The sequence below is a fragment of the Streptomyces lydicus genome, assembly GCF_001729485.1.
Classification (GTDB): Bacteria; Actinomycetota; Actinomycetes; order Streptomycetales; family Streptomycetaceae; genus Streptomyces; species Streptomyces lydicus_D.
On the sequence record NZ_CP017157.1, the window covers coordinates 5,316,062 to 5,329,479 of the forward strand.

Here is a 13,418-nt window from a genome sequence, read left to right on the forward strand (position 1 = left end):
CGCCGCTCTCCCTGCACACAGCAGACCACAGGGGTCTGACAACGCGGCCTCACCAGTCGATGCGGTAGCCCGTCAGCCAGTTGTCGGTGCCCGCGCCGTCGCCGCGCTCGCTGCCCCCGGGGCGGGAGGGGCGGCCGGGGGTGCCCGAAGCGGTGAGCTTGGCCATGCCGGCGCTGGCCGCGACGACCTTCTCCACCCGGTCCCTGCGCAGCTTCTCGTACGCGCGGAAGGCGCTCCGCGGATCGGGCCGGTCACGCAGGCACCTGGCCAGCACGACACCGTCCTCGATGGCCATGGACGCACCCTGTGCGGCGTTGGGCGCGGCGGCGTGGGCGGCATCGCCGAGCACGACCATGGTGTCGGTGTGCCAGGTCGGCGTGGTGGCGATGTCGTACGCGTTGGAGGCGATGATCCGGTCGCCGGTGGCGCGGACGAGGGTGGCGGCCACCGTGTCGTCGTCGGCGAAGAGCTCCGCGACCCGGGTGCGCCAGGCGTCGGGAGGGGTGGCCGGGAGGGTGGCGCGGTCCAGTTCCGTGCCGGGCACGTTGGCGAACCACCAGACCTCGCCGTCGGGGGCCCGGGTGCAGCCGAAGAAGGCCCGCTTGCCGAAGATCATGGTGTAGGTGTCCGGCGAGAGCGGGACGTCGGCGGCGTCACGGGTGTAGCCGCAGACCGTGTTCTGGCCGGTGTAACGCGGCCGCGGCGCGGCGGGGTCGATGAGGGTACGGGTGACGGAGTGCAGGCCGTCCGCGCCGATGAGGAGGTCGCCCTCGGCGCTGCTGCCGTCGGCGAAGCCGGCGACCACCCGCTTGCCGCCGGCCGTCCCCACGGTTTCCGCTCCGACCAGCCGCTTCCCGTGCCGTACCGGAATCCCGCGGCGCGCCGCCTCGGCGTGCAGCACCTGGTAGAGGGTGGCCCGCCGCAGGGTGCGCGGGCCGAGGCCGTCGCCCTGTTCGGTGCCCGCGATGGGGCGTTCGCCCAGGCGTGCGCCGTCGTTGCCGTAGAACTCCACCCGCCGGGCCGGGAAGGAATGGCCGACGACGGGGCCGTGTGCGTCGATCACCCGCAGCGCCTCCAGGCCGTTGGCGAAGACGGTGAGGAAGGCGCCGACGTCGTCCGCGCCGGTCGGGTACGCCTCGAAGACCTCCGAGGTGACGCCCGCCTTCTGCAGAGCCATCGCGGTCACCGCCCCCGCGATGCCGCCTCCGATGATCAGGGCTTTGGTCATGCCGATGTTTCCCCCCACTCGGGCCGCCGGCCGGGCCACGGCCGACGGCGTCGCGGCCCCGGTGGCCGCACCGTCCACCTTGGCCCCGACACCCCGGAAGATCCAGCCCGCCCCCGGCCCTGGCGCGGGGTGCGGCCGGGGTGGCCGGTTCCGTGCCCCGGGAGCCGTCCGGCGTTCCTGGAGCGCGGGCCGCCCCCTCCCGCTACGGTCTCCGGATGACCGAACTCGACACCGTGCGTGCCACCCGCGAGGCGTACGACGCCATCGCCGCCGTCTACGCGCAGAAGTTCCACGACTTCCTGCACGACCGTCCTTTGGAGCGGGCGCTCCTGGACGCCTTCGCGGAGTTGGTGCGGACGAGCGGCGGCGGGGTCGCGGACCTCGGCTGCGGGCCGGGCCAGGTCACCGCGCATCTCCACGGGCTGGGCCTGGATGCCTTCGGGGTCGACGCCTCCCCCGTGATGGTCGAGCTCGCCCGCGAGGCCGGCCCCGGGCTGCGGTTCGAGGTCGGCTCGATGGCCGCGCTGGACATCGAGGACGGCGCGCTGGGCGGGGTGCTCTCGCGGTGGTCCGTCATCCACACCCCGCCGCGGGACCTGCCCGCCGTCCTGGCCGAGATCGCCCGGGTGCTGGCTCCCGGCGGGCACGCGTTGATCGCGTTCCCCGCCACGGACGGCGCCCACATCGAGACGGAGTCCTACGACCACGCGGTGGTGACGGCCTACCGCTGGTCCCCCGATCGTTTCGCCGAACTCCTGCGCGCGCACGGACTGACCGAGTCGGCCCGCCTGGTGATCGAGCCGAAACCCACTGACCGGCGGCAGTTCCGGGAGGTCCAGCTCCTCGCACGCAAGGCGTAGACCGGGGAGCCGCTCGGCCGATCACGTGACCGCACCGGCTCGGACCGTGGGTCCACCGCCCCGGCGGGCGGTGGACCACCCCGGGTGGCCCGCCCGCCGGGGCGGCTTCGTCAGCCCGCCGCGTAGACGTCCTCGATGTAGCGGCCGGCGGCGGTCAGTTCGCGGAGCCAGGCTTCGGACTCCTGGGCGGAGGCGCCGGTGTGCGCGGCGTGCAGGTCGCGGAAGGCGGCCCGGACACCGGGAGCCATCCGGCTGCCGTCGCCGCAGACGTACACCCGCGCCCCGGCCTGCAGCAGTTCCCACACCTCCGCGGCCTCGGCGGCGATCCGGTGCTGGACGAAGCGGTGACCGTTCTCCGGGCGGGCGCTGAAGACGGGGCGGACGGAGACGGCGCCGGCGGCCTCGGCGGCGGCGAACTCCTCGGCGTGCAGGAAGTCACCGGCCGGGTCGTCGCAGCCGAAGTAGAGCCGGGCGGGGGCGCGCCGGTCCGCGGCGACGCGGTCGGCGACGGCGCCGCGGAAGGGCGCGAGGCCGGTGCCCGCGGCGACCAGGATGACCGGGGTGTCGTCGGCCGGGTCGATGCGGAACGCCTCCCGGCAGGGCTGGACACGGGCCAGGACGGTGTCGCCGGGCCGCAGGGTGTGCAGATGCGTCGAGCCGGTGCCGCCGGGCAGCAGAGAGACCATCAGGTCGGCGTGCCGGGGGTCGGTGGCGGGCGAGGAGGACACGGAGTAGTGCCGGACGCGCAGCGGCGGCAGCAGTTCCAGGATCGTCGGCCAGGCGAGGGCCCCGCGCAGCGCCGGGTGCGCCTCGATCAGCTCGACGAGGGTGCGCGGATCGTCCGCGGCGAGGGATTCCAGGGCGTTCCGCTCCGGCGGGCAGGGGTTGTGCGCCGCGAGCACCGCGACCTGGCCCGCGGTTGGACGGTCACCCAACTCCAGTTGATGGGTGAGCAGTTGGCGTACGGTCAGCGGCCGGTCGACGGGCAGGGTGTCGCGTCCGGGGCGGCGGCCGGAGTGCAGGGCGAGGACGGTGTCGAGGTCGACGCCGAGGGCCCGGGCGGCCCGCTCGACGGCGTCCGGGGTGTTGGCCGGCAGCACGGCCAGGTGGTCGGCGGTGCGGTAGGTGACGCCGGCCGGCAGGGCGAGCCGCAGGAAGCGCTTGGGCCGCGGCCACTCCTGGGCGGTCAGGTCGTGGGCCTCGGTGACGGTCATCGGGGTGAGGCCGTGCCGGGCGGCGAGGGCGTCGAGCGGGCCGCCGGTGACCTCGGTGACGGTGTAGCCGGTGTCCTCGTCGTCCGGTGCGCTCGCGCCGACGCTGGCCGGGTCGCCGTAGCGGATCAGCAGCTGGGTGCGCAGCGACGCGGCGAACTGCTTGACGGTGCCGCCCAGGTCGCCCGAGGCGTCGGCCTCGGCGCGGGGCAGCAGCCGGTGTCCGCCGAGGGCGTCGAGCCGGTCGTCGATGAGGGTCGGTACGTGCTGGTAGGTGGCCGCCCAGTTGCGGTCGCCGACGCCGAGGACGGCGAACGGCAGGCCCGTGGCGGCGCCGTCCGGTGCGGTCCTCAGCCACTGGACGAAGGCGGCCGCGTCGTCGGTGGGCTGGCCGTTGTAGGAGGCGGCGACGATGACGACGGGCCGGTCGTCGGGCAGCTGCCCGGCGTACGCGTCGAGCGGCGCGACGTCGGCGGCGAAGCCCAGGCCGGTGGCCTCGTCGGCGAGCCGCGCGGCGAACTCCCGGCAGGTGCCGTAGTTGCTGCCGTGCAGGAGCAGCAGGCCGGTGCCCTGGGGGACGCGGGTCGGCAGCCCGTCGTCGGCCGCGGGGGCGTCCGCGGCGCCGGCGGCGGTGCCGGGGAGCAGGGCCAGCGCGGCGCGGACGGCCACCCGGTCGGCGGGGGTACGGGCGGCGAGGGTGAGGGTGAACCCTTCGGGCTTGAGGGTCAGCGTCTCCTTGATCTGCAGCCGGTAGTCGCCGTGGTCGATCAGCCGGTAGCGGTGGGCGAGCAGGGCGAGCAGCATGGTCGCCTCGTGCAGCGCGAACTGCCGCCCGATGCAGGCGCGTTCACCGGTGCCGAACGGCTTGTACGCGTGCGGCGAGCGGGCCGCCTCGGCCTCGGGGCTGAAGCGGGAGGGGTCGAACAGCTCGGGGTTGTCACCCCACACGGGGTCGCGGTGCAGCATCGGGGTGAGCACGGTGACGAGGTCTCCGGCCTTGAGCGGGTAGCGGCCGCCGAGCAGGGTGTCCTCCCTGGCCTGGCGGCTGAAGGCGGCGGCGGTCGGCCACAGCCGGAGTGCCTCGTTGAGCACCTGCCGGGTGAAGGGGAGCCGGCCGATGTCCTCGAAGGAGGGGTCGGGATCGGCCTGGTCGCCCCACAGTTCGTCCGCCTCGCGCTGGACCATGCGCAGCGCCAGCGGGTCCTTCAGCAGGTGGTGCAGGGCGAAGGAGAGGGCGCCCGAGGTGGTTTCGTGGCCGGCGATCAGGAAGGTGATGACCTGGTTGCGGATGTTGGCGAGATCCAGGGTGGGGCCGCTCGCCTCCGTGCCCTCGCCCTGCGTGCGGGCGCCGAGCATCAGGCCCAGCAGGTCGTCCTCGCCCGTCTCGCCGCTCGCCGTGCGGGCGGCGATGACCTCGTCGACGACGGAGGCGAGGTAGTCCGCGTCGGCCCGGAAGGCCGCGTCCTCCGCCGAGTGGTCGGCGTGCGGGTCCCGGGCGAACTTCTTCCCGCTCCACTGCAGGCAGCGCACCATCGCCTCGACGAACGGGTGCGCGCTGTCGCCGCGGGAGAAGGACTCGAAGTCGAAGCCGAAGCCGGCGAGCCCGATGGTGTCCAGCGTCATCCGGGTCATGTCCTCGGCGACCTGGGCGGGTGTGCCGTCGGCGACCCGGCGGTCCCAGTTGGCCATGACGCGGCGGGCCACCTTGAGCATCGCCGGGTGGTACGTGCGCATCGAGCCGAGCGCGAAGGCCGGCATCAGGACCTCGTGCGCCTTGGCCCAGTTCGGCTCGTCGTTGTAGGCGGTGAACAGACCGTCACCGGCGAACTCCCTGACGTTCTCCAGGACCACCGAGACGCCCTTGGCGAAGCGCGTTTCGTCAGCGACCTCGGTGACCAGGTCGAGGGAGGTCACGAACAGCGTCTCGCGGTCGCCGAGCTTGCGCCTGAAGACCGGGCCGTGGATCCGGGCGAGGTCCATGGCCTGCTGGATGGGCGTCGAGGTGACGCCGGCCGCCGTGATGTCGGCGACGGGTATGCCGTCGGCGGCGCGTTCGTCACTGGGAAGCGCGATGGTGTCGGTCATGTCTCCAGCGTGAGGGGCCCGGCGTGCGTCCGGTGACCGGGCAACTGCATGATTGTGCAGTGTTTTTTCGCTGCTCGCTCTTGCGCGCGGACCGGGGATGAGGCAATGGATGACGGGATGCACGACGGGACTGCCTGCGGTGGGCCGGACGCGGGGGCACCGGCCCTCGGCACGCCGTTCCACCGGAGCGGGGACGCCGACCCGGCCGGCCCGTACGCGGACGGCCCCTGGCGCAACTACTTCCTGATTCTGCTGGACCGGATCCCGACGCCGATCGCGGTGTGCCGGGCGGACGGCGTGGTGCTGATCGCCAATCCGGCGATGGCCGGGCAGTGGGGCGTGGCGCCCGGGCAGCTGCGGGGCCGCAATCTGCTGGACCTGTTCCGGCCGCGGGACGAGGCGCAGCTGATCCGGATCGCGGACGCGGTGCGGCTGGGCCGCCGGTCGCGCTATCCGGTGGAGGTGCACTGGCGGTCCGCGTCCGACGGGTCCGAGCGGGAGGGGGAGCTGACGGTGGATCCGGTCGGTGACCCCACCGTGCAGCCGCCCGCGCTGCTGGCGCTGCTGCGGGTCCGGGAGACGGCTCCGCCGCCGGCGCCGCCGCGGGGGACGGCGAGCCCCGTGGAGGCGCGGATCCTGGCGCTGGCGGCCGGCGGCGCCACCACGGCGTCGATCGGTACCGCCCTGGGTCTGACGGTTGACGGGGTGAATTACCACCTCACCCGGCTGGCGCGGCGCTGGCGGGTGCAGGGCCGTGCGGCGCTGGTGGCGAAGGCGTACGTCCTGGGAGTGCTCTCGCCGGAGAGCTGGCCGCCGGCTCCGGCGTGACGGGCGGCGACCGTCCGCCGGGGGCCGGGGCCGCGGCGCGCGGCGGCCCCGGCCCGGGGGAACGCCGGCACGGGTGTGCGGATAACCTCCGTGGTGTGGAGGAGAACGCAGCCGCGCAGTTCGAGCGCGGAACGGACGGCCCGAAGGTGATCGTCGTCGGCATCGACGGCTCCGACTCGTCCTGGCGCGCCGCGGCGTACGCGGCGGGGCTGGCCCGGCGCCAGGCGTCGAAGCTGGTCCTGGTCTACGTCCAGCCGGTGCTGCCGGCCGGGGCCGCGATGGGCGCGCCGGTGGCCGACGCCACGAACGAGGTGGCCGAGGAGCTGATGGCGGAGATCCGCAAGGCGACCGAGCGGCTCCAGGGGATATACGAGGTCCGCTGGGAGTTCCACACGCTGCGCGGCGATCCGTACAACGGCATGGTGCAGATGGCCGACGACCTCAAGGCCGACGCGGTGGTGGTCGGCGCCTCGGAGTCGGCCGGGCACCGCATCATGGGCTCGGTCGCGGTCCGGCTGGTCAAGGCCGGGCGCTGGCCGGTGACCGTGGTCCCGTAGGGCGGTGCTCCGCTGGTGGGGCGGGCCACCCTGAGGCACGGTGGGAGATGGACGGGCGGAGCGCCGCCCCGGCCGAGGGAGACCACCGTGACCGACCGCACGTACCGCGTGACCGAGATCGTGGGGACGTCCCAGCAGAGCGTGGACGCCGCGATCAGGAACGGCGTCAAGCGCGCCTCGCAGACCCTGCGCAACCTCGACTGGTTCGAGATCACCCAAGTGCGCGGGCACCTCGTCGACGGCGAAATCGATCACTACCAGGTCGGTCTGAAGGTCGGCTTCCGGCTGGAGGACGCCGACTGACCGGGCCGATTGCCACCCCTCCCGTGTATCTCTCCCGGCGAGTCCTGGCCCTACTAGGGAGTCGCCTTCCTCCGGGGCCCGTGAGGGTCCATGATGATCCGCCGTCGGACCACGACGGAGTGACCCTACGGAGGGATGACGCATGGGGCTGCGCGCGGGACACGGCGTACTGCGCCGCAAACCGATCGAACACATCGAAGAGGCGGAAGGTTCCGCGAGCCAGCAGCTCACCCGGGCGCTCGGTCTGTGGCAGCTGACCGCCATCGGAGTCGGCGGCATCATCGGCGCCGGCATCTTCACCCTGGCGGGCACCGTCGCGAACGAGAAGGCCGGGCCCGCGGTCCTGATCTCCTTTCTCGTCGCGGGTATCGCGAGTGCCGCCGCGGCCTTTTCGTACGCGGAATTCGCCGGACTGATCCCGAAGGCCGGCTCGGCCTACACCTATGGCTATGCGGTGCTCGGGGAAGTGGCGGGCTGGTTCATCGGCTGGGACCTGCTGCTCGAATACACCGCGATCGTCGCGGTGGTCGCCATCGGCATCTCCGGCTACTTCGGCTTTCTGCTCGGTGAGATCGGGGTCGATCTGCCCGCCTGGATGCTGGGGGCGCCGGGGACCGGTCCGGGGCACCGCGTCGACCTCTTCGCGGCGGCGCTCTGCCTGCTGATCGCCTATCTGCTGACCCTGGGCATCAAGAACGCCGCGCGCTTCGAGACCATCGTGGTGGGCCTGAAGGTCCTGGTGGTCGTGGTGGTCATCGCGGTCGGCTTCTTCCACATCAACACGGCGAATTACCACCCCTTCTTCCCGTTCGGGGTGACCGGCGCGTTCACCGGTGCGGCCACCGTCTTCTTCGCGGTCTTCGGCTATGACGCGATGAGCACCGCGGCCGAGGAGTCGAAGGACGCCCAGCGCCACATGCCGAAGGCCATCATGTATTCGCTGGCGATCTCGATGGTGCTGTACGTGCTGGCGTGCCTGGTGCTGACGGGTATGCAGAACTACAAGCACATCGACCCGGAGAGCGGCTTCTCGTCGGCGTTCAAATCGGTGGGCCTGACCGGCCTCGCGGACGTCATCGCGGTCGGCGCGATCATCGGCATCCTGACCGTGATGTTCACCTTCATGCTCGGCGTGACCCGGGTCTGGTTCTCGATGAGCCGGGACGGTCTGCTGCCGAAGTGGTTCGCGAAGACCAGCCCCACCCACCACGTGCCGACCCGGGTGACCTGGATCGTCGGCGTGGCCTCCGCGGTCATCGCGGGCTTCCTGCCCATCGGTGAGGCCGCGGAGCTGACGAACATCGGCATTCTGCTGGCGTTCGTGGTGGTCTGCGTCGCGGTGATCGTCCTGCGCTACAAGCGCCCCGAGCTCCCGCGCACCTTCCGCACACCGGGCATGCCCGTGGTGCCGGCGATCGGCGTCTGCTTCTCGATCTGGCTGATCACGTTCCTGGCGTGGCAGACCTGGGTGCGCTTCGTCGTCTGGTTCCTCGTCGGCATGGTCATCTACTTCACGTACTCCTACCGGCACTCGAACCTGGCGCGGGAACCGCAGGAGGAGGCCGGGTGAGCCGGTCCGTGGCTCTTTGACGGGCGGTCATCGGGGCCGGCGGGAGTTGTCCCGCCGGCTCCTTGACGTCAGGCCGTCACGCCGTCAGCCCGTCGCACCCGGTGCCGTGCGGTGAACGGGCGCCCGGCCGTCGCGGGTCAGAAGACGAACGGGCCCGGGGTCTGTGCCGAGGTGGCCTTGCAGGTGGCCGTGATGCCGAAGACCACGACCTTCAGGGATGCGGCTTGCAGACTGTCGCCGGCGGCGACCGTACCGTTGAGCGGACCCGTGGAGACCGCGCTGCCGGCCGGGATCGCCGGGTTGGCGCTGCCGCTGAACTGGGTCGTTCCCGAGCCGTTCTTGGTGAGCGTCAGCGTGGACTTGACCGTACGCGCGCCTATGTTGATCGGCGAGGTGATCGCCGACGTGGACACGCTGATCGTGGCGGCCGTGCCGTTCTGGGTGGCGGTGAGCGTCGCCGTACCCGAGCCGTAGGAACCGCAGTCGAACGAGAGGGTGGCGGTGCCGGGTGTCACCGCGGTCGCGGCCGGTGCCAGGGCGAGTGTGCCCGCGGCGGCCAACGCGAGGCCGAGCGCCGTGCCTGTGCCGTACGTGCGCGATCTGTCATGTCTCATGGGGACCGCCTTCGTGAGGGGGGTGGCAGGCCCGTGACACCGTCGTCGAGGGGGACGCGAGGGAACGACAGGCGCCACGCGGGGCCCGGTCCGGGGCCCGTGCCGAACACCGCCGGATCCGACGGGACCCGGGGGATCCGCTCCGGAACCACCGGACCTGACGGGCAATCAGCGACCTGGAATCGCGACCCATTGAGGCACGCGCCCCATGAGAGAGCAAGGCGAACGGCCCATGATTTTTGGCATGGCTGCGCCAATGCGACGGGAACCGGCCGCGGGACCGCGCCCCTCGTTCAGCCGCCGCTCCGGGGCCCGCGAAGCACCCTCCGGATCCGGCGCACCCACCGGCGCGGCGGCCCACCGAGCCGGTGCCGCCACAGCCACCACGGCAGCCGGCGCCGGGGCACGTACGCCCAGAGGTCGTCGTCCGCCTCGCCGCCGCGCGGGCAGCGGCGCAGCAGGTCCAGGCAGCGCCGGTCGACGGTGCGGTGCAGCCGCGCGGTGTGCGCGAGGGCGACGACGCCTTGATGGCGCAGGCGCGGGTCCGACGACGCCAGCGCGCGGTCCAGGGCACGCGCGACCCTGGGGAGGACGGCGGTCGCATCGGGGTGGGTGAGGGCGAGCCCGATGACGGCGACCCCGACCAGCTCCTCACCCCGCTCGAAGGCCGCGTCGACCTCTTCGGGCCGGTCGGTGCCGAGCAGCGCGGAGCTGTCCTGCCAGTTCATGCCCCGCCCGGACGCCGCCCGGGAGAGGAGGAACTCCCGCCGCCCTGCGGCCAGTTGCCGTCCGCTCGCCTCTCCCCCGGCGGCGTCGCCCCGGGAGAGACGGTGGCTCAGCTCCAGATGGTCCCAGACCCGCCGCGGGTCCGCGGCATCACCACCGGCCCCGGCCCGGCCGTCGACGATCTCGCGGCAGACGGCCGCGAGCGGGGACGGGTCCGCGCCCCGCGCATGGATGCGGGCGAACGCCTCGCCGGGTCCGGGGCCGAGGTCGCAGCGCCGTAGGAAGGCGAGGGTGCGGGTGTCGGCGGCGGTGAGCCGGCCGTCGAGGTGGCCCCAGGCCAGTTCGGGCGCCTCCAGGGCCACCGCGTACCGGACGAACTCGGCGGGAATCGGCGGCGGCACGGAACCGGGCTCACCGGCCGGCGGCACGGCGAGGTCCTCGTCGGGCGGCGGAAGGGCCGCGACCCCGTCGGGCGGCGGCGCGCCGGCGGCCTCGCCGCGGGGCTGCGGGGCGGTGGCGTCGTCGGGCGAGGGCATCCGGGGAGCCTACCGAGGGGCCGGCGGCCCACCGGAGCCACCCGCCCCACCTCTTGACGCGAACCTGACCAACCTCAAGAATGAGCGCGCTTTGACAACGTTGTCGGCCCACCTTCCGGAGGTCCGGATCCATGCCTTGGCTCAGTCGTACCCGGCTGCGTACCGCGGGCGCGGTGCTGGCGGCCGCGCTCGTCGGGGGCGCGCTCACGGCCCCGGCCGCAGCGGCCGCGCCGCCCGCCGGCGGCCCGCTCACCGACCTGGTCAACCCCTTCATCGGCAGCCGGAACGACGGCAACACCTACCCGGGCGCCGCCGTGCCGTTCGGCATGGTGCAGCTCTCCCCGGACACCGGCCACACCACCGGCTACGGCTACGACGACGACCACATCCGCGGCTTCAGCTCAGTGCACATCTCCGGCGTCGGCTGCGGGCTCGGCGGCGATCTGCCGGTGCTGCCCACCACGGGCGACATCACCGAGACCGACTATGCGAAGTACGCGGCCGGCTACCGCCACGACGACGAGTCGGCCCGGCCGGGCTACTACCGCGTCGGACTGACGTCGTACGGCGGCATCACCGCCGAGCTGACCGCCACCGCCCGCACCGGCAAGCAGCGCTACACCTTCCCGGCCACCGACAAGGCCAATGTGCTGCTCAACGCCGGCCAGTCGCTGCACAGGACGGTCTCCACCCGGGTCGAGGTGCTGGACTCCCGCACCATCCGCACCGCGATCACCGGCCGCGGCTTCTGCCAGGACACCGAGCCGTACACCGTCTACACCGTCACCCGCTTCGACCGGCCGTTCACGTCGTACGGGACGTGGGACGGCGACACCGTGACGGCCGGGTCCAAGGGCTCCACGGCCACCGGCCGGCACGGCGCCTACGCCCGCTTCGACACCCGCAAGGACCGTACGGTCGAGGCGACCACCGCGCTCAGCTACGTCGACGCGGCGGGCGCCGCCCGCAACCTGCGGGCCGAGGGCGGCCGTTCCTTCGACCGGACGAAGGCCGCGGCCGACGCGGCGTGGGAGCGGCGGCTGGAGCTGGTACGGGCCCGCGGCGGCGACCGTACGCTGCGCCGGACCTTCTACTCCTCGCTCTACCGTTCCTTCCTCGCGCCGAACGTCGGCAGCGACGTGGACGGCCGCTACACCGGCTGGGACCAAAAGGTGCACCGGACCGCCGACTTCGGGGGCTCCGCCTACTACCAGAACTGGTCGCTGTGGGACACCTACCGCACCCAGGCGCAGCTGCTGGCGCTGCTGGCGCCGCGGGAGTCACGCGACATGGCGCTGTCGGTGCTGCGGATCGACAAGGAGGGCGGCTGGCTGCCCAAGTGGGGCTACGGAACGGTCGAGACGAACATCATGACCGGCGACCCGGTCACCCCGTTCCTCACCAACGCTTATCAGCAGGGGCTGCTGGCGGGCCACGAGGAGGAGGCGTACGCGGCGCTGAGGAAGAACGCCGACGGGGTGCCGCCGGCCGGTTCACCGGCCGTCGGGCGGGAGGCCAACGCGCCGTACCTGAAGGACGGGTTCGCCCCGTACGTCAAGGGCCGCCCGCATCAGAAGCCCGGCGACTCGGACTTCGAGCACGGCGCCTCGGCGACCCTCGAATACGCCCTGTCGGACGCGATGCTGGGGCAGATGGCGCGGGATCTGGGGCATGACGCGGACGCCGACCGGTACGCGGCCCGGGCGCAGAACTACCGCAGGATCTTCGACGGTTCGACCGGCTTCTTCCGGGCCCGCGACGAGCACGGCGCCTTCACCGGGCCGGCCGACCCGGCCAGGAGCGAGGGCTTCCACGAGGGCACGTCCTGGCAGTACCAGTGGCTGGTGCCGCAGGACCTGCCGGGGATGCTGAAGCTGATCGGCGGCAAGGACAGGGCCGACGAGCGCCTCGACTCCTTCTTCGCCTATCCGCAGTTGCTGAAGGACCCGGCGAGGACCGCCCGCGAGGTGTGGGTCAACGGGCCGTACGACTACTACAACGCGGACAAGTACAACCCGCAGAACGAGCCCGATCTGATCGCCCCGTACACCTATCTCTCCACCGGTCGTCCCTGGAAGACGACGGATGTGGTGCACGCGGCACTGACCCTGTTCACCGACACCCCGACCGGTATGACCGGCAACGACGATCTGGGGACGATGTCGGCGTGGATGGTGCTCTCGTCGATCGGGGTGTTCCCCGTGCAGCCGGGTACCGACAGCTGGGGGCTGAGCACCCCGGTCTTCGAGCGGGTGGATCTGACGCTGGACCGGCGGTACTACCCGGGCGGGCACTTCACCGTCACGGCACCCGGTACGTCCTCGGCCCACCGGTACGTCCAGTCGGTCCGGCTGGACGGCGCCGGCCGGGACCGGACGTATCTGACCACCGATGAGCTGCGCGCGGGGCACGAACTGGCCTTCACCGTGGGAGCCGAACCGTCCGGCTGGGGCACCGGCGAGGGTGCCGCGCCACCACCGGTGGGCACGGCGGCCGGGGCCGGGAGTCCGCGGCGCTGAGCGGGGCTCCCCGTCGCCCGCCGGCCGGTGGCGCGGGGCGCGGCCGGCCCGCGGGCGGACGGGGCGAAGGGGGTCCGTGCGAGGGGCGGGGCGGTCGTCAGCCCTGCAGCGCCTGCCAGAACTCGTCGAAGGACATGGTGCCGTCGCTGTTGGCGTCCTTGGACTTGATGACCGCCTCGGCGACCGGGCCGGTGACGAACGGGTCGCCCATCTCGGCCATCGCACGCTTGAACTCGTCCGGCGTGACCTGACCGTCGCCGTCCGCGTCGTACCGGCTGAACGTCGCCCTGGCCTCGTTGATGTCTGCCATGGGAGGTGCCCCCTTCGTGGTGCTGCGCAGTGCTGCGCGGTGCTGTTGCCCGTGGATCTGACCTGCGTACA

General features: G+C 73.0%; 11 protein-coding genes. 6 read left to right on the plus strand and 5 right to left on the minus strand.

Annotation, left to right across the window (positions count from 1 at the left end):
* Positions 1-49 precede the first annotated feature (49 nt).
* Complete coding sequence (locus tag SL103_RS23175; protein ID WP_069570882.1) at positions 50-1,228, minus strand: FAD-dependent monooxygenase; 1,179 nt, start codon at positions 1,226-1,228, stop codon at positions 50-52.
* A 215-nt stretch (positions 1,229-1,443) separates the two neighbouring features.
* On the opposite strand from SL103_RS23175, the gene SL103_RS23180 reads away from it, so the two are divergent.
* Positions 1,444-2,088, plus strand: a complete 645-nt coding sequence (locus SL103_RS23180) for a class I SAM-dependent DNA methyltransferase (protein WP_069570883.1) — start codon at positions 1,444-1,446, stop codon at positions 2,086-2,088.
* Positions 2,089-2,198: 110 nt separating this feature from the next.
* Here the strand turns inward: SL103_RS23180 and SL103_RS23185 are convergent, their stop codons facing one another.
* Complete coding sequence (locus SL103_RS23185) at positions 2,199-5,384, minus strand: cytochrome P450 (protein ID WP_069570884.1); 3,186 nt, start codon at positions 5,382-5,384, stop codon at positions 2,199-2,201.
* Positions 5,385-5,501: 117 nt separating this feature from the next.
* On the opposite strand from SL103_RS23185, the gene SL103_RS23190 reads away from it, so the two are divergent.
* The 4 genes from SL103_RS23190 (at position 5,502) to SL103_RS23205 (ending at position 8,642) form a co-directional block, all read left to right on the plus strand.
* Complete coding sequence (locus SL103_RS23190; protein ID WP_069574032.1) at positions 5,502-6,212, plus strand: PAS domain-containing protein; 711 nt, start codon at positions 5,502-5,504, stop codon at positions 6,210-6,212.
* A 95-nt stretch (positions 6,213-6,307) separates the two neighbouring features.
* Positions 6,308-6,769, plus strand: a complete 462-nt coding sequence (locus SL103_RS23195) for a universal stress protein (protein WP_033269861.1) — start codon at positions 6,308-6,310, stop codon at positions 6,767-6,769.
* An 87-nt stretch (positions 6,770-6,856) separates the two neighbouring features.
* A complete protein-coding gene (locus SL103_RS23200) occupies positions 6,857-7,072 on the plus strand; it encodes a dodecin (protein WP_069570885.1) in 216 nt (71 codons plus the stop codon).
* Positions 7,073-7,214: 142 nt separating this feature from the next.
* Positions 7,215-8,642, plus strand: a complete 1,428-nt coding sequence (locus tag SL103_RS23205; protein WP_069570886.1) for an amino acid permease — start codon at positions 7,215-7,217, stop codon at positions 8,640-8,642.
* 137 nt (positions 8,643-8,779) lie between these two features.
* On the opposite strand, the gene SL103_RS23210 is transcribed toward SL103_RS23205, so the two are convergent.
* Both SL103_RS23210 and SL103_RS37370 read right to left on the minus strand, forming a co-directional pair.
* Positions 8,780-9,256, minus strand: a complete 477-nt coding sequence (locus SL103_RS23210; RefSeq protein WP_069570887.1) for a hypothetical protein — start codon at positions 9,254-9,256, stop codon at positions 8,780-8,782.
* Between the two features lie 293 nt (positions 9,257-9,549).
* The gene (locus tag SL103_RS37370; protein ID WP_069570888.1) at positions 9,550-10,518 is read right to left on the minus strand and encodes a hypothetical protein; all 969 of its coding nucleotides are present in this window, start codon (positions 10,516-10,518) and stop codon (positions 9,550-9,552) included.
* 131 nt (positions 10,519-10,649) lie between these two features.
* Between SL103_RS37370 and SL103_RS23220 the strand changes: the two genes are divergently transcribed.
* The gene (locus tag SL103_RS23220; RefSeq protein ID WP_069570889.1) at positions 10,650-13,037 is read left to right on the plus strand and encodes a GH92 family glycosyl hydrolase; all 2,388 of its coding nucleotides are present in this window, start codon (positions 10,650-10,652) and stop codon (positions 13,035-13,037) included.
* A gap of 97 nt (positions 13,038-13,134) precedes the next feature.
* Here SL103_RS23220 and SL103_RS23225 read toward each other — a convergent pair whose 3' ends face one another.
* Complete coding sequence (locus SL103_RS23225; protein WP_069570890.1) at positions 13,135-13,347, minus strand: EF-hand domain-containing protein; 213 nt, start codon at positions 13,345-13,347, stop codon at positions 13,135-13,137.
* Between the last annotated feature and the right edge of the window lie 71 nt (positions 13,348-13,418).